This is a genomic window from Pseudoalteromonas luteoviolacea NCIMB 1944 (genome assembly GCF_001625565.1).
In the GTDB taxonomy this organism is placed as follows: Bacteria; Pseudomonadota; Gammaproteobacteria; order Enterobacterales; family Alteromonadaceae; genus Pseudoalteromonas; species Pseudoalteromonas luteoviolacea_F.
The window spans coordinates 1-23082 of record NZ_AUXS01000016.1; the positions used below are offsets into that span (position 1 = coordinate 1).

Below are 23082 nucleotides of genomic sequence, written 5' to 3' on the forward strand. Positions count from 1 at the left end.
ACCACCAATAAACATGGATTGCGGGGCAAGCCCACAATTACAGGCTAAAACAACTAAGCCCGCAATGACGAACCTATAATATCAACCCATCACCAATAAAACATGGATTGCCAGGATAGATCATTATCATACAAAGTGTGCATTTAATTGCATTTATGAATCATTCCTAATAATAGGTAATACTTTAGTTACTCAAACTTTAATACTGTAAAATAAAGCCGAATGCTTTTAACACCCTATCAAAATCAATTCTTTATAACTATAAAAAGAACCAAAAACCAATCCTAATCCATTATCTCTCCATATTTTGTTGTTCTAATCCCGCCCCTCGCCACTCATGGGTAATTCTGAGTAGGCATGAAAAGGATTTAGCGCGTCGTATTTGCCTGCACCAGCTTATGGTTCTAGGTAACGCTGTTGTTATAAAACATTCAATTTTAGGCTTTTTCATGCTCGAACTCGAATCCTACTTTAAGCAATTTAGAACACACACAATTGGTACTGATCTTATTTCACCAAACGGTCACCAAGTTGTATACGCTGATTGGACAGCCAGTGGAAAGCTGTATCAACCAATAGAGTCTTTTATCACAACACAGCTTGGTCCTTACGTTGCTAATACCCATACTCATACTAGCCTTACTGGTTCAACTATGACTCTGGCATATGAAGAGGCCAGAGCCACTATCAAAAAGCATGTTAACGCCAGCGAGCAAGATATGCTTATCGCGGGGGGCTCTGGCGTAACAAGCTTAATAAATAAGCTGCAAAGGCTAATGGGGCTGCGAAACCATTCTGCTAAAAAGCAAACGAGCACCTCTGAAAACGATAAACCCTTGGTCCTTGTTACCCACATGGAGCACCATTCAAACCATACTTCATGGAACGAATGCGACGTCACTGTAGAAATTATTCCGCCCAATGAACAGGGAACACCCTGCTTAAATCAACTTGCCTTATTGCTTGATAAGTACCAAGACCGAACACTAAAAATTGGCTCTTTTACCGCATGTAGCAATGTGACCGGCATATTTACGCCTTATCGAGAAATGGCCAAGTTACTCCACCGAGCCGGTGGCTACTGCTTCGTCGATTTTGCAGCATCTGCCCCTTATGTCGACATTGATATGCACCCCAAAGATGACAAACTAGCATACCTAGATGCTGTATTTATCTCTGCACATAAATTTCTGGGTGGGCCAGGAGCCTGTGGGATCATGGTCTTTAACCAATCGCTTTGTGTTCACGACATACCCGACAACCCTGGTGGGGGGACTGTAGACTGGACCACTCCATGGGGTGAGCAACGTTATGTAAAAAATATTGAATCTCGTGAAGATGGCGGTACTCCCCCCTTTTTGCAAATGATAAAAGCGGCACTTGCAATAAAGCTAAAAGAACAGATGAGCACCGAAAAAATCCATATTCGCGAACTCAGCATAGCGAATTATATTTACAGTGCGTTAGTTGAGCATAACAATGTGGTCGTACTCGAGCCAAAATCACGGTCACGACTCAGCATGATATCCTTTTATATTCCTGATTTGCATCACAACTTAGTGGTCAAATTACTATGCGACCGATTTGGTATTCAGGCAAGAGGAGGCTGCGCATGCGCGGGCACTTACGGCCATTACTTACTCGGCATAGATAAAGCGCAGAGCAAAGTGATAACTGATAAAATTGATGCTGGCGAAGCGGCAAGCAAACCAGGCTGGGTTCGCATATCATTACACCCGATAAACACAGACCGTGAAATAAAGTTCGTTGTTAAGGCCATAAAGGACATCGCCAAGCACGGCAAAACATGGCAGTACGATTATATTTGCGATACAGAGACAGGCGAGTTTGCAAGTTACAGAGGCGATGTAGCACCAGTTTCATTGAGTTCGTTTTCAGCATTGATGAAACCAAAACCAACGTTTTGGAAAGCGATTTTTCAAAGGCTATAGCACACGCCTTTGAAATAATATTTACATTAAAAACAGGGAGATGTTTAGGCCAAACAGATTTCTAGAATTAGGCTATTAAGTCTTTCGAGTCATACTGGTTAACGGGTTTCAAACCACTAGCAAAGAAAATAACCGAAATAGACTTAATTAAACACAAAGCCGCCAATACGCCGACTAACACTGACCAAGGGTTAAAGTCATAACTCAAAGCACAGTGAAAACACTTTCTGGTTGGTAGAGACATATTAAATGTCGCGACACTTAGTAGCCAACCACATAAAAAATAGCAAATCGCCTTTATCATCATTTAATTTCTTCTCTTAAGTTCGTTTTCAGCATTGATGAAACCAAAACCCACGTTTTGGAAAACTATTTTTCAAAGGCTATAGCACTGGCCTTTGAAATAATATTTACATCAAAAACAGGGAGATGTTTAGACCAATCAAATCTCTAAAATTGGGTTATTAGGTCTTTCGAGTCATACTGGTTAATGGGTTTCAAATCGTAAACAAAGAAAATAACCGAAATCGACTTAACTAAACACAAAAAAGCCAGCAAACCCAGCAACACTGACAAAGGACTAAAAACATAGCTCCTAGAACAAGTAAAACAGCAGCAGGAGGGGTAAGACATAATGAAAGTCACAACACTCAATAGCCCACCACATAAAAAATAGCACATCGCCTTTATCATCATTTAATCTCTTTTCTTAAGTCATCCAGCTTTAAACGAAAAACCTAGGCTCTGACTGCTCGACAAAGTCCCAAGAGTCAGCCCCGTCGAAATACCGCACTGACACCTCATTGAGTAGCGCTTTATCAAACATACGTAAATTAACTGCCATACGGGTAGTATTATACTTTTCAGTGGGGGTATAGTGCGTTACACAACCACAATCTGAACAGTGATGGAACGCTAGGTATTGATCTCCATGTTGGTAAGACTTTACCTGTGAATTTGTAACAGTTAATTCTACTTCTGACAGCTCAAAGTACCCCCAAATAGCGCCATACCGATGACAGAGTGAACAATTACAGCTGGTTACCAGGTCAACCGCTTTTTTTAGCGTAATCGCGATATTTCCACAATGACAACTGCCACTAAGATCCATACGAAGCCCCTTTCCTGCATACTACTTTATTATTTTTTTCAGTTGTATTGTATTGATAAGAATAACCAAAAAGCAAGACGACTCTGGGTGCAGGCAGGGCATTCAATGAATTCATGCATTATCTCATAAACTCTTGATATTGAATGTGCAGCTGGCTCGCCAGTTGTTCGATTTCAGTTAATGATTCCACTCTATTATCAAACTCAATCAAAGAGAGCCCACCATTAAAGGCCCCCCAGATAGCGCCCGCCATTGCAGCAATGGTATCGGCGTCGCCTCCGAGTTCACAGATAACTTGTAGCATCTGAGAGTATGACTGCCTTCGATATGCCATTGCAAAATATAATGCAGTAACACAAGACTCACTCGCCAACATACCGTTGCCAAACTCAGCTTTTATAATGCGCGGGTTTTGCACTTTGGCACTGGCAATAAACTGCAAACAAAGGCTGAGTTGGCGCTTGTATTCAGGGTGTAATGCACTTGTACACAGCGCTTGCAAAATACCGATATTCTCCACATTGATTAAAGCCAAACGTGTTGCTTGCGCAATTATTTGTGCACCTTCGATGGCCAATGGGTGTGCATGTGTGATCTCCGCGCTATCGTGGATATAATCAGTTAGTGAGCCTTCACACCCTAGACTACACAGAGTGGCAATGGGCGCTCGCATCGCCGCACCATTACCCATTGACCCTGCTTTGTATTTTTTGCGATTGAGGTTTTGCCATGCTTGCCCTGCACGGACACCTTTAAGTAGTACTGCGGCACTGGGTCCATACCCCCTGCTCCATTGATAGCTGCTGGCAAAAGTATGTGCTAGATGAGTCTGGTCGACATGACCACACTCCAAAAATGAATTGGCGATATCAATCGACATTTGCGTGTCGTCTGTATATCGTCTTTCGCCCTTTTTTGTTCTTCCTATAAAGCGCCAAAATAACCGCTCGACAGGTCCTCCCTCATAAGACGCTGCAAAAGCATCACCAATAGCAAGGCCTTTGAAGCACCCAACAAACTTATTTTTTTCAATCATGCCATGCCCCATCAATTACCTAAAGAGCGAACTTAATCATATGTTTAATACTAGAAACTAATACATAATATTAGCTTAATATGACATGAAGACATCCAAATATAACAATATAGTTAGTCTTTTAACTTATCGTTTTTCAAACAATAAAAGCCCCTAAAAAAGGATACATCTACTCAAAGTAGAACATATAGCTACCATCACTAGATGGTAAATAAAATCACCATTTTATGTAAATTTAATATTAATTAAAGAGTCTAACTGATAGCATTGCAATTGTTTAAAAAACAAACTTCACAAACACAAGGAATGAAGATGAAAAAAACCTCTAATAAAACCACTATATTACTAGCGTCGCTTGCCGGTATGGTTAGTTTAACGTCTGTCGCAGCGGACAAACCATTATATAGAGCCTATAAACACGGCAATCACTTTTATACTACTGATCTGGTTGAAATGTTAAATGCCACTGCATCTGGCGGGTTTAAATACGAAGGTATTACCGTTCATTTAGTAGAATACGGCGACAGTGATGCCAAGGACGCATTTTATCGCCTTTATAATGAAAATGCAGGGCCTGGCGGCAACCACTTTTATACCTCCGATTTATTGGAAGCATTGAATATTAAATCATTGGGCTATGTGTATGAGAGAACGGAAGGCTACACAACCAAGTCAAAAGCTAAAACGATTTATCGCGGTTACCACAGTGAACTTGATAACCATTTCTACACCGCTGATGTAGTCGAAATGCTAAATGCAACGGCTTCTGGCGGTTACACCTACCAAAAAGAAGAAGGTTACGGTAAGTAACCCGCATTGGCATCAGTTTACTAAAGCTGGTGCCTAACAGGATCAGATAATGACAAGATTTAAACCTCGTTATTTTTCAATTTTATTGCTCTGTGTTCTACTCTCTGTCGCTACTTTTGCCCAGTTTCAAATCACCATGCTTTCGAAGCGTATTGCCATGTTAGAAACACAGCTCGCTCTGGCAAAACAACCTAAATCACAGCCAGGCCTAAATTTTGAAGACACGCTTATTGATATACAAAATCGTCTACAAACTATCGAGCAGCGCACTAATAAAGATAGCTTTGCAGCGAAAACCAACTTGCCTGTAACCCGAAAGAACACGCAGCCCGAAACACCTGAAGAATACGAGCAAAAGGCGCTTTTAGAAGGCAGAGCCCAATGGGAAGAGAAATATTTACCGACACTTTATGAGGACTCCGACAAAAAGGCCCAATTAATGGTGGAGCACTTAACACGCCAGCACACAATACCAGATCATACAAAACGGCAAATCCACGCGATATTAAAAGATAACTTTATTAACATAGCCTATGCCATATCTGATGTTGACGGGTTCCCATCGTTTGCTGAGTTTTCACAACAAATAGACTCGTTGAATAAAAGTAAGTTAGCAAAACTCGAATTACTACTAAACCCGGAGCAGCTCGCGGTTCTCAACCGAACCGATTGGCATAGCCAATTCAAACAGCATGCACTGCATTAAGTTTAGGGAAATCGCTTAGTTCAGCATACTTTACAAACAAAGCGGTTAGTTAATCAGCAAAAGCGCTCTGGGTTCACACAAAAGCCATAAAAACTATTGCTAAGCCAATATATTAGGGCTACAATGCCGGAAAATAACAGCTTTACTTGGCGTTAACAGTAAAGTTTTTATGTACTGAATGAAAGATTTCAGGGGCTGATTAGGATTCGACAGGATTCATGAAGCCTGAGGTGCATGTCGAGGGGCGGTTGGCCTCGTAAAAAAGCCGCATTTAAAGTAATCGCAAACGACGATAACTACGCTCTAGCGGCATAATAAGCCCGCTAGCACTCCTCCAAGAAATGCTTGTGGTTCTGGATTTGGAGTGTCACCCTACATAAGATCGCTACGGAAACCCTGGCCGGGGTTGAAGGGCTAAATATAAGCGGCCTCGCCTTTACTTATCGTGTTCGTCCGAGATTTAAAGGTTAACCAATAGACGATACTAAACATGTAGGACCGAGGGTCGACGCTTTCTGGACGGGGGTTCAAATCCCCCCAGCTCCACCACATTAAGTGTTATAAAACAGCCAGTTAGAGAACTTCTTTAACTGGCTTTTTTGTGTCTGTAGTATTATGTCCATATATTTTAAACTACACTACTCGCGGGCGGTCACTTACAAATAGATGTGGTTTTTCGGGAGAGCTTTCGCTTTTTTAGTATCGATTTTTCTCGGTCGAATCGATTGATAAGGGCTTCAAACTTTTGATTCTTCTATAGTTCGAAGTCAAAGCTTGCGACTTTAGAGCTTGACCGCTCCATTCAACTTCTTAGGGCTGTTTCCCCCATTGAACAGCATGCCTCCGAAAATGAATATTTTTATTCAAAGCGAACAGCCTCAAGTATAATTCCGAGTTAAATGTTCACCCCTTGTTGTCATTTGGCCCCATAGTTGAGTGGCGCTCATGCCGTATTAAGTTATATCGGGTTCTCGTGAACCACTCCGCTCTGCCTCTAGTATGAGCACAAGTAATAAAGTGTAATATTATTTCTGCCAAAGTATCTTATCTTTCATATTCTATTGCTCAGTCCCACTACTTACTCATATGGAGATTTCAATTATGACCAGGGCTAAATACGCTGCATTAAGAAGTACTAGAACGGGATACTATTTAAATGATTCAGGAGATTTCGTAAAAACATTTAATGTTTCTACCTGTATGGTTCGAATATACGAAAAAGAAGGAAAAAGTATCATCAGGCATGATATGCATCACAAATATCTTAGCGCGCTTAAAGGCTGGAGTGATGATATACCAAATGTTGAAGCTCAATTTTTCACTGAATATTGCGATGAAAGTCATTTAGATATTCTGCGAACTTCCTCATCTGACGACAAAAATGGCGCTAGTAACCTGCATTCAGACCGAGAACTGTTTATCGAAGAACGTGATGAACGAAAAGTTATAAGTGCACCAACAGGAAACTATCAAATTCTTTCCAATAGCCAACTTGACGAGATCAACACCTTGGCCAAAGGCGGTAGTGGTCTTACAGCGTTTGCAAACAAACGAGCATTGGCCGAAGATAAATCTGGGAACTTGGTGAAAAAAATTGGAGAAACTCCTGAAGCTGAACAAGAGCACTTATGGGTTAAAGCTCATCTAAAAGACGGTACACCAATCCAATATTCAAACCATTTCGGCGCAAGAATAACTGTAATCTATCAGAAGAAGGTTAGTAAATTCGGAGCCGGAATAGCAGAAAAGCTTAGACAGCAATCTGCACATAACGCTAACGAATTTGACGAAAATTTAGAGGAGGACTACGGCGAAACATCAGAATTAGTTTTCATGCTTCAATCAGGTGAAACAACTACTTTTCAAAACTTCGTCAATTTATCAGGAAAAATTGTACCTAATATAGTTCTGACGTCTTTACTTGTCAAAGGGCTTAATGCTTTTGCCAGAAACATGGTTCTGAAAGGCGTTCAGAGAACCATATCGAGAGCATTAGCTTTAGGATTAGAGAACTCAATGACTCAAGAATTATGGTATGTAAGACTTACTTCATATTTGACTAGAGGCCCATGGTATTCTTCAGGGCGATTAATCGCTGGAGCCTTCAACTTAGGAGCTGCGCTAGCAATTGGTTACGCCATCAGCGTAATTATTGAACTATATGTATTTGTTCCACAAAAATTGAGAGTTAGTATATTAAATATGACGAAAAGCTCTCTTAACTTAGGGGCTGCGTACTTAGATAATGTACCCGAAAACCTCGCAGCACCAACTCCTGATAGTCCATATAACTTACCCGCAATGACAACCGCAGGTGAAGTAATAACCATAGATCCAATTCTAGGACCAATAACAGCGGACCAAACTGTAGTTTATGGTGCAGACACTGTTGCAAATAATGACAATATTATTGCAGAAGGGTTAGGTATTTTATATTCCATAGTTCCTAATTCACCAAGTTCTATTCAAAATGTATTTGCATCTGTTGACATCCCATATGCCCGCTCCAACAACTTAAACATTGACTTTGACGTTAGTTCAACAAATTATAAGTCGATTTTCAATAGGTTAGAAAGCGGACATAAAGAGCTATCGTACTCAGATAAAAAAGGTGATGTTGCAGTAGAAATGTCGCTTAATGCACTCACAGGCAGTGACCACGACTATGTTGCACAAATTCTTATAAAGCCTAAAACATAAAGCGCTAATATACGGATCTTAACCCCTCTGTTAACAAGCCATCACTGAGTTTTCATTTTAGGTGTCAAGATCTGATAAGGCGTTTTCCCCTTCCAACCACCAAGTGGTCTGTGACAGTTATAAAACGCCTTCCTACCAGCTAATTTATCCTGCAGGTTAATGCCACCTTATACGTTAACCCGTTATAAAAGAGTATTTCAACTTAACTGTTTAGATTGAGGCTAACCAGCTTAATATAGCCATGCTACAAACTAAAATTTTTACAATGCCAACGAAACTCAGATTGGAATTCTTAATCACAGTAATTTGGGCTAAATTACGGCTGCATAACTCTACTAAAAAGCTGTACTAAAGCTAGGGTAGTTACACCTACTCTCCCTCTCAACTCATTCATACTCTGACGCATACGTATCTTCATAAGAGTGTGAATAAAATTCAAATAGATTGCCAAAAGGGTCTTCTAGGTAAACCATTTGCGCTTGTTTTAGCTCATCTTCTGGATGATAACGCATGATATCCATTCGTACTTTACCGCCATATTCTTCAACACGGCTGATCGCAGTATCAAACTGCTCTTTTGGTAGATGTAAACAGAAATGGAAGATCCCCAAGCGTGAGAAGTCAACAACGTGACGTTCTTCACGGTCCACCATCTCAAAAAGCTCAATACCGATACCATCACTCGTGACTAGGTGCGCAATATTAAACCCTTTAAAGCCTTCGCCAAAAACTGCAATACACATGCGACCAATTGCAGACTCTCGCTCTTCTGTCACTTTCGTGTTGTTCATCACAACTCTAAGACCAAGCGCTTTAGTGTAAAACTCAACGGCTTTATCCATATCACCAACCATGATGCCAACGTGGTTCATTTTCATAACTTACTCCTAGATATCTCTTTTACCTTCGATCTAATTGTTGAGCAAATGATATGAAAAGCCTTTGATTAGATAAAATTATCAAATATTATTAAAATGATAATTTAAAATTATTGAAGGTATTTATGCTAAACCCAATTTGGTTAGAAACTTTCATTACGCTTGTTGATACTGGGCACTTTACGCAAACAGCAGACAAACTGTATATGACTCAACCCGGAGTTAGTCAGCATATCAATAAACTCGAAGAAGCTTGCGGGCATACTTTAATCAAGAGAGAGAAGAAGTCATTTGTCATTACCGAGCAAGGTCGACTCGTCTACAACTACACTAAAAAGTTGCTCAGAGGTGAAAAGTCTCTCTTTGGGCAGCTAAGCTTTGACGACCCTTTTTCTGGACAATACTCTTTAGCATGTTCCGGCTCAGTATCATTGTTGCTTTACCCAAAATTATTAAAACTTCAAAATAAATATCCAGATATTTACATCAATATTAAAGCCGCGCCCAATCATCAAATTTTAAGTGATATTAAAAATGGCCATATTGATCAGGGGATCGTGACAGATATACCCAAAAAAAGTTTTTTTGATTTTGAGGAGCTTGGTCAAGAAGAACTTTGTTTGATATTACCGCACAAGACTGACGTGAATAAAAGCTGGAAACAGCTCTTGTTAGATCTAGGATTAGTTTCTCACCCAGATGCCGAGCATTATTTATCCTTGTACTTCAGGCAATGCCAAGAACAAGAGCTAAAGTTACTTGATATCAGTAAAATCCCGGTCGTGGGTTCAATTAATCAAATTAGTCAAATATTAGAGCCTTTAGCTCAAGGGATCGGATTTACCATACTACCTAAAAGTGCAGTGGATAGCTTTCACAGCCCAAACCTCTTAAAAGCCCTCAAACCTCAACAACCTGTAATGGAAAGTTTATATTTGGTCCGTCAGAAAAATAGAGAGCTGCCCGCTCGTTATGAAACCTTAAATTCAATTATCCGAAAGACATGGGCTTAAATCGACTATTTAGCGCTAGCGGCCCTTAAAGAAAGTCGCCACAAAACACATTTTAAATTGAATTTTACCAGCCGAGATATCACAAGGGCCTTTGTATTCACTCCGTAAAACTACAAATATAGAGCTCTTTGGCAGGAAGATTTATACTAGATTATTACACGCTCACTCTCATCATGGTAGCTCTTCCCCGCCTTGATGATGGCAAAAATAACAAATCCTTTCAGAATAAATATCTGAGCAAGGGCAGATCCCTATGCCCCACTAAATAAAGTAAAAACAAGTAATTAAACCCTTTACTTTGTTGGTGCAGTGTATCTGTAGTGCGCACTCCCCCTAAATAATTTACATCTCAGTACATTTACATCTCTCATTTCTCCAAACAGTCCCATGCAGGGACTCTTTTCCAAATACTGAATACACAGCAAAGTAAACCCGATGAATAAGCAACAAAAAATAATACAAAAATACACATTGATTACATTATTAAAAATATGTTAGTTTTATTTTGATTTTTTAAACACAAAGGAAATAATGTGAATAACAAAAAACTACAAAAAACCATAATGACAACACTCTTTGGGCTGACTCTGGGCGCAGGTTCTTTTTCTGCAATGGCAGATAAAGTTAATTGTCGCATGGAAACCACATCACAAAAAAATATCTACAGTGGTACTGCACAATGTACAGGAACATTTTGGTATACCACCTGGGAAAATAGACGCATTGTTAGAAAACAAGGTTCCAAGTCATTACAGCAATTCTTTGAGCCCACAACTAATTCAAGTGCCATCTTGTCGGGTATCGCATACGTAACGACCAGCTCATACGGTGGCCAACCTTTGAATGAGTCATTTGTTGTAAGATGTTCAGCAAGCATTCCATTCAGTCATAAAGAAGATGTAAAAGAAGAAGTATGCGACCACACGCCAACAGCGAGTGTCGGTGTAAATCACCACGAGTTTTGGGATGTTAGTTTTTGGGCTAGCGGCCGAGATGAAGACGGTACCATTGTTTCAAAAGAACTTTGGGTCGATGGTGTAAAACAATCAAGCAGCAGTGTATGGAAAACTTCTTCACAAAATCGCACTTACAATATTCGTGTTAGGGTAACAGACAATGATGGTTATACATCAGAAGCAACGCGTACCTACCATGCAACAAACAAAGGTCCTGTTATGTGCGGCAAATACCCTTGCTAATCATTAAGTAAGTATCTATTGATACATTTTACCAGCGTCGTCTCTATGTCGACGCTTTTTTTATGCAGCATACAGCAACTAGCTAATTTGGCGCTAACGGATAAGCTGCGCTATCAAGCCCGCTCTCTTTGGACGATTTGTATCCTCGTATGCCTTTACTTAGAACAGTTTCCCAGATCCATAATTTTTATAATCACATCACAGTGCCGGCTTAGTTAAATCTAAAAATACCATAACATTGCAGCCACGCATGATAAGAAAATAATGAAATATATAATAAAAACAAACACTAAAGACACAGAAAGCAAATAAAGTTATGATATTAAAAAATTTCGACTAAGGATTTAATTAATGAAAAAAGCGCTATTTCTCTCTTTGGCAGTAGGGTTATCGTCTTCGTTTTACGCTGTATCATCACCAAGTTCGGAGGCGTTGCTTTCAGAGCAGGCGTTCACAAAAGCTTATTTGAAAGAGGTAAAAAAGCACTTCAAGGATGCACAATTTAAGGTTACTGATGATTTATCTATTGAAGTTACGTACTCAACAGGCGCGACTTTTTCAACAAATCTCGTAAACGCTTATTTAAGATACTCAGAAGAAAAAGACGCACTTGAAGAGATATTTGCATATTATATAGATTCGACTAAAAGTGCTCGCCAGTTATCAGAAAAGTCAAAGTTACAAGTTAGCCAATTAAGGCCCGTTATTAAGCCAACCTCTTATATCGAACATATAACGGCTAAAATAAACCAATCAAGTGATAAAAAGGTCCCTTTCCCGTTTTATTACGAAAAAATTAACGATGAACTCGTCCTACTACTAGCAATAGATACACCTTCAAGCATTCAGTATGTCAGTAAAGAGAAGATAGATGAATTTAAGCTACCCGTTGAGCAACTCAAAGAGATTGCGAAATCTAACTTAGATACACACCTCGCTGAACTGGGTGCAAAACTCCAAAGAATTGAACAAAAAGAAGGAAGCAGTAACATACATATGTTTATTGCTGACGAGACCTACGAAGCCAGTGCTGTTTTCTCAAATTATTTTAAGCAACAGGTCAAAGCTACATTCGAAGGCCCTGTCGGATTAGTTTTCCCCAATAGAAGCAACGTGTTGGTTGTGCCGCTGAATGATGAAGCAGCACTTTATCAAATTGCGATGCTCGCTTATTCAGAGTATCCAAACCTATCTTACAACGTATCACCATTTGCTTATGAATATCATGATGGTGAACTAAAGCGTATTCAGTTTTAAGTTGTGGGCCTCCAGCCTCCTCTTGCTAGCAAGCCAAAGTTAGCATTCAGTGTTTGAAACAAGCCCCTCATCAGGCGTTTACCCTTACAATCACCATGTGGTCTAAAACGCCTGTCACACCACACCCTTTCCTGTCCAAAACTGAAGTGGGTTTAGAACATATTGGAGTTAAATAAAACGATTTGCCATTTGTTGCATAGCCGTTTTTCTCCAACGTGTTGCTCAGGATACGCTCTGATAACGGCCCCCTGTACTGACATTTTAATTGCTTTGCGTGGTTAAGAGTGGGTTGCAGGTAAGCCTCATCACTGCATATCTTTACCACGCAATTTCGTGATGTAATATCGTGTATTTACTTTCTTTCAAAATACTGGATATTCGGTAAACAAAACTCATCGCCAAAAATTAAATACATCTCGTATACCAGCTCCATGGTCATATAGGTTTTACCGGTTTCAAAATTACTGATCGTCGCTTGGTCAACGTTGAGCTTATCCCCGAGTTGCTTTTGCGTTAAGTTATTACTTTTTCTGGTGCTCCTTAAATTGTTTTGCATTTCGACCATCAATTTATTTATTACTAACCTGCGCCTGATTGCGTCATGTCTCATAAATCTACTAACCATACAATTTCCTTATAAGTAAGTGATCAAGTTATATAAACGGTATCCTTTTATACCCATTGTAGATCACCCTAAAATTATCCTATGAAAAAATAGTGTTAAGATTTTAAACCGCTGGGTGTGAAAAAATCTTCAATCGCTAAGGAGATATCGATTAAGTGCATGAATTTAATGTTATAAAGCTGCTATAGTTATCGCTTTCAAGATGATGGCATACACGTAAATAAATAACTTGAAATGTTCTCAGCCACAAATACAGAATTCGGTTCCTACAAATAACAAACAGATTTATGGTCAACTTGAACTCTGTAAAACAGCTACTAAGCGCACGTTGAATCAAACCGTTGTATATAAAAAATTTAGTCCATAGTGACTTCAACATGTTGAAGTCGGTTTAAGCAATAGTGAAAAACACGCAACTCATGAACTTAACGATTATTGTCGTGTTTTTTCATTAACCCTATTGACCCGTCTATTACTTTACAGTTTAGAGTCTCACCCATCGTAATAAAACATCGCAAGAAAATACCGATGACTATACCAGGAGCCAAAATGAACATTTGTATTCGAGACGAACAGCCCCACGACGCAGTGCACATAGAGTCGCTTACTAAAGCAGCATTTGCTGAAGTAACGCATTCTGATCAGTGCGAACACTTTATTATTCGAGCTTTGAGGCGTGCAAATGCACTGACAATTTCACTCGTGGCTGAGTATGAAGGTGCTGTAGTCGGCTATGTAGCCATCTCTCCCGTTGTACTTTCGGATAATCAACAAGGCTGGTTTGGACTGGGCCCAGTGGCAGTTTCCCCTGCTCAGCAAGGCCAAGGCATAGGCTCGCAATTGATCAATAAGGCACTTGAAATGCTCAAACATAGTCAAGCTAAAGGCTGCGTGGTGCTTGGAGAACCTGCGTATTACAGCCGCTTTGGATTTGCGGCCAATGAAAAGCTCGTGATGGCAGGCGTTCCTCCTGAATACTTCCAAGTATGTGCATTTAACCAAGACGTACCTACTGCTAGCGTCACGTACCATAACGCCTTCGGCGCAACATCTTAAACCAAATGAGCGGGAGAGAGATTTAACACTCCCGCATTATTAATCCGCAAATACCTTCCCAGCAACACACTCACTGAGCAAACTTTTGAGGCTAGCTGATAGGCTTTTCACCACAATATAAACATGTACTGCTGCAGGCAAGATGCTGTAAATATTTAAGGTACACTTGTGTTATTTTTTTGCTTGTTTATTCGTCATAAAAATGACTTTTAATGCTAATCAATAAGGAATATACAATGAAATTAGCTTCTCTCATTTCAATGGTTGCAATCATTTGTGCCGCTTCATTTAATACACAAGCAAACGACATCGACATCAAGTCAGCAACGAGTAATACCCATTATTTAATTGAATGTTTTCCAAGGTATTCACCAACGCCTTATTGGAGCACTGTAGAGTGGCAAGAATCGCAGATCCGAGCGGTGCTTTATGAGTGTCGCTCAGAAGGTGGGTTTCCAAAAATAACTGAGCTCTTTTAAATTAATAACTCAGTTGCCAATGTTGGGGAGAGCTTAGCCCCAACACTGCCTATATTGTCGGAATTACAATTTTAACGGGTGTTTATCACGTTGCTTTTGCACATAACTTTTGGCCGTCATACCATATTGCTTTTTAAAGCATGCACTAAAGTAAGACGCCGAATTGAACCCAACCAATTCAGACACAACCGCCACACTTTTACCATGTAACAATGGAGTGATCGCTTGATACAAGCGGTACGTTCTCAGGTATTCATTTGCCCCCATAGAAATGACCGCAGTGAGTTTGCGATGCAACTGTCGCTCACTCAGCGCCATCTCTTTGGCAAGTTCAGCTACAGAAACATCTGGGTTTTGGTAGCGCTCGTGGATCACCCCATCTAGTTTGTCCAAAAAGTCGTAGATGTGCGGTTCATCTTTAAACTCAAATTTTGGCAACATGGGTAAACTGTCAGCTGCTTTTTTACCCCCTTGCTCAATACGCGCATGCCATCTAGCAGCATTGGCTGCATAGTGCGAAAACACGTTGCGCACTTTAAGCTCTAACGCCTGTACACTAAACGGTTTAGTTATGTAATCATCGGCTTGGCGGCTGAGGCCTTCAAGCTCTCTTTGTTCATTTAAGTTGGCCGTCAATAAAATAACCGGAATATGCGCAGTTAGAGGGTCTTGTTTAATGCGGCTCAACAATCCGAAGCCATCAAGCTTTGGCATCATCACATCGGAAATAATCAGATCGGGAAGTTGCGCTTTTGCCTTTTCAAGGCCTTGTGCGCCATCAACAGCAACCTCTACTTTATAATCCTGCTCAAAAATACTACTGAGTAAAGTCAACATATCTGGCGTATCATCTACGATAAGAACCGTCTTATCGCTTAGATCGTGCCGTGAGCTAGATACTTGTGCCTCATTGTCAGAACACGATATGGCAGGAAGTGCATTAAAGACCAAACTAAACTCACTGCCCTTACCTAACGATGACACAACGTCAATAGACCCTTTTAGCTCATCTGCAATCGCTTTCACGACACTCAACCCAATGCCCAAGCCAACATTTTGCCGTTTACCTGTGTCGGTTCTATATTCAGGTGTAAAAATGGCCTCCAATTCACTTGGCTCAATACCTACCCCTTCATCTTGAACATGCAAAATACAGCGAGGCGCTTTTTCATCACCTTGTAAACTCAAATTGAGTGACACGGTTTTACCCACAGCGCTATATTTAATTGCATTGCTTAGTAAGTTACTCACACATTGCTCGAGCTGATCTGGGCGAGCCAGAACATGGATATCGTCTTCAATATTTGTTTTCAGCATAATATCGCTTTGCTCAGCCATTGGACCAAATGCAGCTATCTGCTCTAAACAAATTTGAGACAAATTAAAGCTGGTGAGTGACTGCGTCGGGCTGACAATCGGCAACTGAGATTCTTGATTGAGGTTTGATACCCGCATCAACTGCTCTATTAACACCTTTAAACGCTTGGCATTGCTAATCACGATATTTGCCATTTTGCTGCGTTCATCAGGTTGTTGGACTCTGTTGAGTTGCTCTGCAGGCCCTTGAATTAGAGAAACTGGCGTCATCAGTTCGTGAGACAACGTTTTTAATAACAGCGTTCGCTGCGCTTGTGCTTGTGCCAATGCATCTGACTTTTCGGTAAGCAGTTTGTTTTGTTTACTTATTTCTCGTGTTTGCTCGGCAACTTCAATCTCCAATGCGGTTTGGATACGTTTCAAAGCCGCTATACGAATTTGATAAATAATATATAAAATCAATATCGAACCGAGTGCATATGCACAATATGCCCATACAGTTGCATACCATGGGGTTTCAATGGTAAAAGAAAACTCGCTGATGTTCTGTGACCAGTTTCCGTCACTGTCAGTGCTTTGCAGTAACAACTTGTATTGGCCGTATGCCAGCTTGGGGATCATCAATACCCGGCTTTTCCCCAACTCTACCCAAGTGTTAGCGATCCCCTCTAGTTTGTACCTAAATTGCTGCTTCGAGACACTGGCAAAGTTATTGTTAGCAAGCACAAAGCGCATACTCGCGTGTTCGTAGGGAAGTGCAACCAGATTTTCTTGGTGAAAGTAACGCTTCGACTGTCCGTTTGCAAAAGTAAGCTCAAATTCACTCACCTTAGGCTGCGCGTCGGAAAAACCAAGTTTGTTAGGGCTGAATAAAGTCATTCCATCAGGTGCTATAAAAGCGAGTTGTCGCTCAAAAGCAGCACCTGCACTGCCTAAATACCCTTGTGTAAACAGGCCATCTCCTTTGTCAAAATGGCGAACGCTCAAGTCCGAGTCCTCTGGAGACCACCCCATCACGCCAAAGCTACTGGCAAACCACGCATAGCCTGTATCATCAAAAACAACACTGGTATTGGTCAACCTTTTGAGCTTATCTGGTAAGGCTTTCCATGATTGGGTTTTTAGATCCAGTACTTGTAAACCACTTTCAGTTTGAACAAATAAAAAGTCTTTTGGGCTGAGATAAAGGTCATAAACCGCATTTGAGACTCTATCGCCAAGCGCTGTTTTTGGTTCAAAACGCTGCGTGCTGACATCAAAGGTTTGCAGCCCACTTGATGTGGCCACCCACAGGAGCTCGTTATGAAGAACCAAGCTGTGTATTTCATCACTTAACAGGCCTGAGTTTTCAGTATTAAATCGCTCTACGTGTTTAGTACGCGGGTTTAATCGAGTCAAACCATCAAAGCTATGGGACAGCCAAATAGTTTGTTCGTCTTGAATAACAATGCTATAAATCGCATCGGGGATATTATATTTCTCAAAATCAAATTGTTGAACCACTGTCATTGATTGTGGTTCGACTTTCACTAAGCTTTTATAGAGGCTGATCCACACATGTTCACTCGGCGATACAGCCATTGCTTGAGCAGATAAGTCTTCGGTATCAAGGCAACGTTGAAAGTCACCCTCGAACGAGTAACGGCATACACCAGCTAGTTGATCGGCAAGCCAAATAGACTCATCCGTAATCAATACATCGTTGATTTCATACTGTCCGGTTTCACTTGGATGAGCAAACTCTCGGTTTTTAATTGCATTGTGATTGGTTGAAAGCAGCGCAACACCTTCGCTGTATGTGCCATAAGCCTTTACTTGTTGGTCTTGGTACAATGACAGTAATGGTGGCAATCCACTACTGACCTCCACCTTGCCACTGTTTAAGGTCAGTAGCCCAGTGTTCAGTGACGCTGCATAAAATTCGCTTTCACTTTCTTGAATATCAAATACATAGCCAACAGTGTCAAACTCGTTCTCGTCAATGTAGCGCATTTCTAACTTGCGCTCGCTATGCTCATAGGTAGCCAAGCCATAGCCATGAATGCTTAACCAAATTGACCCATTATTTAGACGCCACACTTTGTCAGCGAAGGCTGGCTGACCATTTTCATGTAATAAGTATTCAGCTCGCAGCGTATTGGTATCAACAATCATAATACCACTATCAGTCGCGAGTATTAGTTTGGACAGTTCAACCTCGGTTATCGATAATACTTGAGGGGTAATGGAACGCCCATCCAGCATCAGCGCCAATGGGTTAAGTTGATTTTGTTCAAACTGATAAACGCCAGACTTCGCGCCAACCCATACGATACCGTCACTTGATTCAAATACACTGTATGCGTTTAGCTGTGTATCTGGCTGGGACGACGCAATTGGTTCAAAACGCTCACTTTTAGCACCGAGTACTCCAACGCCTTGATCGCCAACAGCCCACAAGCGATTTTGAGAATCAAACAATAAATCACGCACCCGAGTCGACTGGTTTGTACTGAGTGTTTTATGTGAGAAAAAGCGTACCGTGTTTACGCCATCAAATCGGGCAAGGCCTTGGCCGGTAGCTATCCACATAAACCCCCGGTGATCACGCTCGATGTCAAACACACGATTGCCCGGCAATCCATCTCCCACGCCTAAAGCTAAGTGGGTATCAGATTTACCAAAGCTTTCGCTGCTGAACAGCATACCAAATATAATTAAAAAACCGACATAAAGCGCGGTGACGAAATTCCTATACATATTATTAAAACATTGTTTTTATTGCTTATTTTTATAATTAACGTTGGTAAAACTTGTACCTGTGCTACATAATAACAACAACTTAGCAATTATCAAACTTTGTTGTTATTTGCGATTTAAGGCAGATTATTGCGCATTTTTGTCTGTTTTTCGCTACCTGCAACACAGTGAGTTTCCCTATAATGAGCACATTGACTTAGTCTAGGCCTTTAATAGAACCGAGCTAGTCGAACTTCTAATAACAATAGTTAAAGACACATTTAATCTAATTTTTGCAGTAACCAATAAGCCTGCGCCAATAATAAGGAACGTGCATGTATAAATCACATTTAAAGACCCTCTCACTGGCCATACTCTGTAGTACCTTATTTACAGGCTGTGGTGGCGGCGGCGGTGGCGGTGGCCCCAAAGGACCCAGTATTGACTTGAGTAACAACAATAATACGCCTAGCCAAAATACCGGCTCGACAGCGTCAAATAATAACAATACAACCACAGGTACAGTGAATAACAATAGTGGCAATACCGTAACCAACCCACCTGTTACGGATGACCATAGCCGCTATGCACGACGTGGACGAGTGATTGACGGCTATGTGCAAGGAGCAACTGTTTGGCTTGATCTAAATAACAATGCGGTTAAAGATGATAATGAGCCATCTGTGGTTTCAACAGATAAAGGCAGCTATGAATTAGAACTCACTGAGGAGCAAGCCCAGTGTGCTGCCTATGTGCCAACCTATGTCGATGTGCCGGTTGGTGCCATTGACGAAGACCTTGGTGAAGTTACTAAGGCTTATCAAATGGTTCTGCCACCTACGCTAACAAGCCTAGAAGGTGAAGATCAGCAGCACATTACACCACTAACTACGGTGCTGTGGCAGTCACTTTATAAAACTGATGCATATAAAGATAAAACATGTACCACCATACTTGCAGATGACGTGCTTCAAGAGCAGCTGAAAATTGTAATGCGCGAAACCATTGATCAGGTGATTGAGCATTACAATATTTCTGAACAGCAATTATTCAGTGACTATATCGAGAGTGGTGACGAAGCGCTAAAGAAACTCGCTGAAGACATTGTTAAAGGGCTTCAAGCAAGTGTAGAGAAATATCTAAAGCTTGCAAAAGAATATGTAGACGCGCATGAAATTCGTGTTCTCCACTATCTCGATACTCCGCCAGAGCAACCAGATAGCACCGAACTTGTGTGGTATAGAAGTATTCTTATTTATGGAAAAGACGGTAGTACCCCAGTTGATGAGCGTGTACGCATGGATGACAATCTTGAGACTGTGCTATTTGTCCAATATGACCGCAAAGAAATAACCAGCCCTTGGAGCGATAACCACACCTATATTCAAACAACAGATTTGGTAAAAAATAGTGCTGACGATATCGGCCACTGCTTCCAGTTTGAGAGATTAGAAGTGAAAATTAGCGGCTTCACCTATGAGTTACGCAATTGGAAAAGTATTGACCGTACATCGCAACAGCAAGCTTGCGATGACAACATTGACTTTAGTGACGCAGAAAACCGCGTATTATCTGTATCTTACAGTAAAGATAAAGTTTCCTATCTAACCGAGTTTCACCAAAATGCGGAGTCAATTGCTGAGCTAGACGACTGGAAAAATATGAGTGAAAAGTCAGAGATTTTAGATGTACTCGTATTGGTGGCATACTTCTCATTGGCAGGCTACGAGTTTGACGATAACGTCAACATCCCTTTCTCTTCTTGGCATAAGCGCGTTACAGATGACTCAGGTGATAACCGAGTCATCACCTCCAGAGATAGCGATGGCACATGGCAACGCCAAACATATCAAGACGATTTCACTTATGTACAGGAATGCAGTACCGATGGGCAAACTTGGGCCGAGTGTAGCAACTAATAAAGATCCTTTTTAAGGGCTGTTTATAACAAAGTAGCCCATGGTTCTCCCATAAAATAGTTCTCCCATAAAACGGTGTAAGCATTATTCAACTTACACCGTTTTTTGTGCCTAAGTCACTCAACAAAATTTGCCCCATGGTCTCTTGCCAGCTTTGCTTGTCCAAGCCTTCAGCATCTGGTCTTTGCTGTTGCTATGAATGGCTGAATAAGCACCTAAAACAAGCTAATAACACTATGAGCACTCAGACAGTGCCTTTTACTCAATTTAAGCCTCTTGTACATGTAATTACTCAGTCAGGCCAATTCAACAGCCTCCTGAGTGCACATCACAGCATTGTATTGTCTCTGGAATAAAAACGCCCAAATTTAGCACTGACAACGGCGAACACGTTGCCCATGCTCCTCAAAGCAGACTTCTTTGTTTGATGTTTAACCACAATGAGGCATCATCACACATTTGCTTTTTCTCGTGGTGAATACAGCGGAACCTTGAACAGGCTAATACTTTTTAAAAATTGGTGAGCTTATCAAAATCACATTATTGTGTTTTTGTACTTAATATAATAGTGCAATAATGATAATATGACACTATACCAAGATTCCTTAGCTTTTATTATTAAAATTTAGCGAATAATCAAATAAAAACTACTAAAAAACACTCCACACTACACTAATACTTTGTCATTAAAAACCCTGTAAGAAAAAACAATAAATTTTTTAATTTTTTGTCAATTCATGGTTTATTTCTCAAAAACACCTTGATATTATCAATCGCAACAAATGAAATATTTAATAAACATCAGGTGTAGAAAAATCGAGTAAGCGTTAAATTACTATTTAGATAACATGATAATATTCATATTAACTGTCAGATATCGATAAAAGCTTGCAATTACAAGCTTTTAAGTGATAGCTTTTGTTAAATTTGTTATCAAAAGGTAATGTTGGAACATATGAAACTTAGAATTCGACAACTAGGATTGTTTAATGGCTTATGGGGAGAAGCAGCCAAGTCGATAAGATCGATGCGTAAGGATGCAGGCCTCACTCAAAGTCAATTAGGACAGAAACTTATCCCTGTAGTGGACCAAGCAACGATATCCAATTGGGAAACTGGTAAAACCCCAGTCCCATTAACGAGTTATTTTTTAATATGCTTTATTTGCGGTTTTAGTCCGGAAGAAAAAACTAAGCAACTACTCGAAAGTCAACAACCAGAAAACAAAAGAAATTAAGGACGTATCTGATGTTTAGTTATGAAAATTTTACGGCGCTACAAGAGTATTACAGCATTGCTGTACTGCCAGTATATTTTATAGCACTTTTTATCAGCTGGAAAAATATTAACTTTAGATATTTAATTTCTATGTTAATAGCTATTGAATTGTTCGACTCAGCCACTTATTTACATATAGTTCCTCTAGGAAGCGTTTATTACTTATGGGGAGCGTTCGTATGTGCTCTTTTCATAATCCCAGTTATGGGAAGAAGGCTAATCGCGGGCAAATTAGAATCCAAATTTGCATTCTTCAAACAAGCTAAAGAGTCTTATCACTTCACAAAACAAGAAGGTGGATTACTATTTCTATACTTTCTTACAGCAATAACATTTTTGATTACGTTTGTGGAAATAAGCTTATATAAAATCCAACTGACGAGTGGAGTTCCATTTAGAATTCATATGTACGGTCCTTTTCATACGTTAATTTCTTTCTTCGAGTTATTTCTTGTTATTAGTATGGTGGTCGGAAATAAAACGAGGCAGGAGGAAGGGCATCACAATTTCGCTTAGACTTTACCTCTAAAAAACGAGGTAAAATTATATTATATTAAGGAAAAAGCATGAAAGTTTTAGACAAAGAGATATTATCCCTAATTTTTGGTGGCGGTCCAGCTAATGGCGTTGGTGAAATACCACCCCAAGCTCAAGCTATAGAACCCAAGAATTTTGAAAATGGTAATTAAGCTTTCTTTTTCCTTTTTTAGTTTTCATTGTGGCAAGAACACCTTTTTTACGTAAAATGATTGGAGACTATTTAGAAACAAAGTGATATCGGCTGCCAAATTACCTTATTGTTTTTATTAGTTTCCACCCAATTAAAACTACCAAGCAAAAGCTTTTCAATTCGATCTACCTATTAGAAATACGTAGATTTCAATGTTTTCATATATAGCACTAGAGTAACTAATTAATCAAAAAAGACTCTCCATAAAATAGCATTTACTTTTGCTATTGCAGCTTACAATGTAGAATAAATTATAGATTAAATACAAGAGCACACTCACATTTTCCTAGTAAAAACT

The 23082-nt window shown here is 40.1% G+C and carries 19 protein-coding genes and 1 other RNA gene; 14 read left to right on the plus strand and 6 right to left on the minus strand.

The features are described from left to right. Window positions 1-449 precede the first annotated feature (449 nt). On the plus strand, window positions 450-1952 hold the full coding sequence (locus tag N483_RS04960) for an aminotransferase class V-fold PLP-dependent enzyme (RefSeq protein WP_023402169.1): 1503 nt from the start codon (window positions 450-452) through the stop codon (window positions 1950-1952). Window positions 1953-2019: 67 nt separating this feature from the next. On the opposite strand, the gene N483_RS26865 is transcribed toward N483_RS04960, so the two are convergent. The 3 genes from N483_RS26865 to N483_RS04970 form a co-directional block, all read right to left on the minus strand. Continuing rightward, window positions 2020-2259 carry a hypothetical protein gene (locus N483_RS26865; RefSeq protein WP_023402168.1) on the minus strand — a complete coding sequence of 80 codons (240 nt, stop codon included), beginning with the start codon at window positions 2257-2259 and terminating at the stop codon, window positions 2020-2022. A 417-nt stretch (window positions 2260-2676) separates the two neighbouring features. Next, window positions 2677-3063 (minus strand): GFA family protein, encoded by a 387-nt coding sequence (locus N483_RS04965; protein ID WP_023402167.1) that lies wholly within the window; start codon window positions 3061-3063, stop codon window positions 2677-2679. Between the two features lie 118 nt (window positions 3064-3181). Beyond that, the gene (locus N483_RS04970; protein WP_172642436.1) at window positions 3182-4099 is read right to left on the minus strand and encodes an ADP-ribosylglycohydrolase family protein; all 918 of its coding nucleotides are present in this window, start codon (window positions 4097-4099) and stop codon (window positions 3182-3184) included. Between the two features lie 312 nt (window positions 4100-4411). Here N483_RS04970 and N483_RS04975 point away from each other — a divergent pair, with 312 nt between their 5' ends. The 4 genes from N483_RS04975 to N483_RS04990 all read left to right on the plus strand — a co-directional run bounded on the left by N483_RS04975 (window position 4412) and on the right by N483_RS04990 (window position 8315). Next, the gene (locus N483_RS04975) at window positions 4412-4909 is read left to right on the plus strand and encodes a hypothetical protein (protein WP_023402165.1); all 498 of its coding nucleotides are present in this window, start codon (window positions 4412-4414) and stop codon (window positions 4907-4909) included. Between the two features lie 49 nt (window positions 4910-4958). Beyond that, window positions 4959-5615: a hypothetical protein gene (locus N483_RS04980; RefSeq protein ID WP_023402164.1), complete on the plus strand. Its 657-nt coding sequence runs from the start codon at window positions 4959-4961 to the stop codon at window positions 5613-5615. Between the two features lie 191 nt (window positions 5616-5806). Then, window positions 5807-6164, plus strand: a transfer-messenger RNA (tmRNA) gene (gene ssrA / locus N483_RS04985). A 552-nt stretch (window positions 6165-6716) separates the two neighbouring features. After that, entirely contained in the window at window positions 6717-8315 is a 1599-nt protein-coding gene (locus N483_RS04990) for a hypothetical protein (protein ID WP_023402163.1), read from the plus strand. A gap of 386 nt (window positions 8316-8701) precedes the next feature. On the opposite strand, the gene N483_RS04995 is transcribed toward N483_RS04990, so the two are convergent. Next, window positions 8702-9193 carry a VOC family protein gene (locus N483_RS04995; RefSeq protein WP_023402162.1) on the minus strand — a complete coding sequence of 164 codons (492 nt, stop codon included), beginning with the start codon at window positions 9191-9193 and terminating at the stop codon, window positions 8702-8704. A 125-nt stretch (window positions 9194-9318) separates the two neighbouring features. On the opposite strand from N483_RS04995, the gene N483_RS05000 reads away from it, so the two are divergent. The 3 genes from N483_RS05000 (at window position 9319) to N483_RS05010 (ending at window position 12662) form a co-directional block, all read left to right on the plus strand. Beyond that, complete coding sequence (locus N483_RS05000; protein WP_023402161.1) at window positions 9319-10206, plus strand: LysR family transcriptional regulator; 888 nt, start codon at window positions 9319-9321, stop codon at window positions 10204-10206. A 533-nt stretch (window positions 10207-10739) separates the two neighbouring features. Then, window positions 10740-11405 carry a hypothetical protein gene (locus N483_RS05005; protein WP_023402160.1) on the plus strand — a complete coding sequence of 222 codons (666 nt, stop codon included), beginning with the start codon at window positions 10740-10742 and terminating at the stop codon, window positions 11403-11405. Between the two features lie 351 nt (window positions 11406-11756). Next, the gene (locus N483_RS05010) at window positions 11757-12662 is read left to right on the plus strand and encodes a DUF1444 family protein (protein ID WP_023402159.1); all 906 of its coding nucleotides are present in this window, start codon (window positions 11757-11759) and stop codon (window positions 12660-12662) included. A gap of 352 nt (window positions 12663-13014) precedes the next feature. Here the strand turns inward: N483_RS05010 and N483_RS05015 are convergent, their stop codons facing one another. Further along, entirely contained in the window at window positions 13015-13287 is a 273-nt protein-coding gene (locus N483_RS05015; RefSeq protein ID WP_023402158.1) for a helix-turn-helix transcriptional regulator, read from the minus strand. Between the two features lie 549 nt (window positions 13288-13836). Between N483_RS05015 and N483_RS05020 the strand changes: the two genes are divergently transcribed. After that, the gene (locus N483_RS05020) at window positions 13837-14343 is read left to right on the plus strand and encodes a GNAT family N-acetyltransferase (RefSeq protein ID WP_023402157.1); all 507 of its coding nucleotides are present in this window, start codon (window positions 13837-13839) and stop codon (window positions 14341-14343) included. 236 nt (window positions 14344-14579) lie between these two features. Then, window positions 14580-14822, plus strand: coding sequence for a hypothetical protein (locus N483_RS05025; RefSeq protein WP_023402156.1), 243 nt, complete (start codon window positions 14580-14582; stop codon window positions 14820-14822). Window positions 14823-14885: 63 nt separating this feature from the next. On the opposite strand, the gene N483_RS05030 is transcribed toward N483_RS05025, so the two are convergent. Beyond that, window positions 14886-18878, minus strand: coding sequence for a response regulator (locus N483_RS05030; RefSeq protein WP_023402155.1), 3993 nt, complete (start codon window positions 18876-18878; stop codon window positions 14886-14888). A gap of 314 nt (window positions 18879-19192) precedes the next feature. On the opposite strand from N483_RS05030, the gene N483_RS05035 reads away from it, so the two are divergent. The 4 genes from N483_RS05035 to N483_RS27590 all read left to right on the plus strand — a co-directional run bounded on the left by N483_RS05035 (window position 19193) and on the right by N483_RS27590 (window position 22743). Next, the gene (locus N483_RS05035; RefSeq protein ID WP_023402154.1) at window positions 19193-20776 is read left to right on the plus strand and encodes a hypothetical protein; all 1584 of its coding nucleotides are present in this window, start codon (window positions 19193-19195) and stop codon (window positions 20774-20776) included. Window positions 20777-21731: 955 nt separating this feature from the next. After that, entirely contained in the window at window positions 21732-22013 is a 282-nt protein-coding gene (locus N483_RS05040) for a helix-turn-helix domain-containing protein (RefSeq protein ID WP_023402153.1), read from the plus strand. 11 nt (window positions 22014-22024) lie between these two features. Next, on the plus strand, window positions 22025-22570 hold the full coding sequence (locus tag N483_RS05045; protein ID WP_023402152.1) for a hypothetical protein: 546 nt from the start codon (window positions 22025-22027) through the stop codon (window positions 22568-22570). A gap of 50 nt (window positions 22571-22620) precedes the next feature. Continuing rightward, window positions 22621-22743 (plus strand): hypothetical protein, encoded by a 123-nt coding sequence (locus tag N483_RS27590; protein ID WP_023402151.1) that lies wholly within the window; start codon window positions 22621-22623, stop codon window positions 22741-22743. Window positions 22744-23082: the final 339 nt, after the last annotated feature.

Excerpts from the sequence above, each read along its gene's own strand:
- N483_RS04980 (WP_023402164.1), top strand. The coding sequence starts at position 4,959 with ATGACAAGATTTAAACCTCGTTATTTTTCAATTTTATTGCTCTGTGTT.
- N483_RS04965 (WP_023402167.1), bottom strand. The coding sequence starts at position 3,063 with ATGGATCTTAGTGGCAGTTGTCATTGTGGAAATATCGCGATTACGCTA.
- N483_RS05010 (WP_023402159.1), top strand. The coding sequence starts at position 11,757 with ATGAAAAAAGCGCTATTTCTCTCTTTGGCAGTAGGGTTATCGTCTTCG.
- N483_RS05020 (WP_023402157.1), top strand. The coding sequence starts at position 13,837 with ATGAACATTTGTATTCGAGACGAACAGCCCCACGACGCAGTGCACATA.
- N483_RS05025 (WP_023402156.1), top strand. The coding sequence starts at position 14,580 with ATGAAATTAGCTTCTCTCATTTCAATGGTTGCAATCATTTGTGCCGCT.
- N483_RS05040 (WP_023402153.1), top strand. The coding sequence starts at position 21,732 with ATGAAACTTAGAATTCGACAACTAGGATTGTTTAATGGCTTATGGGGA.
- N483_RS05035 (WP_023402154.1), top strand. The coding sequence starts at position 19,193 with ATGTATAAATCACATTTAAAGACCCTCTCACTGGCCATACTCTGTAGT.
- N483_RS04975 (WP_023402165.1), top strand. The coding sequence starts at position 4,412 with ATGAAAAAAACCTCTAATAAAACCACTATATTACTAGCGTCGCTTGCC.
- N483_RS04970 (WP_172642436.1), bottom strand. The coding sequence starts at position 4,099 with ATGATTGAAAAAAATAAGTTTGTTGGGTGCTTCAAAGGCCTTGCTATT.
- N483_RS04960 (WP_023402169.1), top strand. The coding sequence starts at position 450 with ATGCTCGAACTCGAATCCTACTTTAAGCAATTTAGAACACACACAATT.
- N483_RS05030 (WP_023402155.1), bottom strand. The coding sequence starts at position 18,878 with ATGTATAGGAATTTCGTCACCGCGCTTTATGTCGGTTTTTTAATTATA.
- N483_RS26865 (WP_023402168.1), bottom strand. The coding sequence starts at position 2,259 with ATGATGATAAAGGCGATTTGCTATTTTTTATGTGGTTGGCTACTAAGT.
- N483_RS04995 (WP_023402162.1), bottom strand. The coding sequence starts at position 9,193 with ATGAAAATGAACCACGTTGGCATCATGGTTGGTGATATGGATAAAGCC.
- N483_RS05015 (WP_023402158.1), bottom strand. The coding sequence starts at position 13,287 with ATGGTTAGTAGATTTATGAGACATGACGCAATCAGGCGCAGGTTAGTA.
- N483_RS05045 (WP_023402152.1), top strand. The coding sequence starts at position 22,025 with ATGTTTAGTTATGAAAATTTTACGGCGCTACAAGAGTATTACAGCATT.
- N483_RS04990 (WP_023402163.1), top strand. The coding sequence starts at position 6,717 with ATGACCAGGGCTAAATACGCTGCATTAAGAAGTACTAGAACGGGATAC.
- N483_RS27590 (WP_023402151.1), top strand. The coding sequence starts at position 22,621 with ATGAAAGTTTTAGACAAAGAGATATTATCCCTAATTTTTGGTGGCGGT.
- N483_RS05000 (WP_023402161.1), top strand. The coding sequence starts at position 9,319 with ATGCTAAACCCAATTTGGTTAGAAACTTTCATTACGCTTGTTGATACT.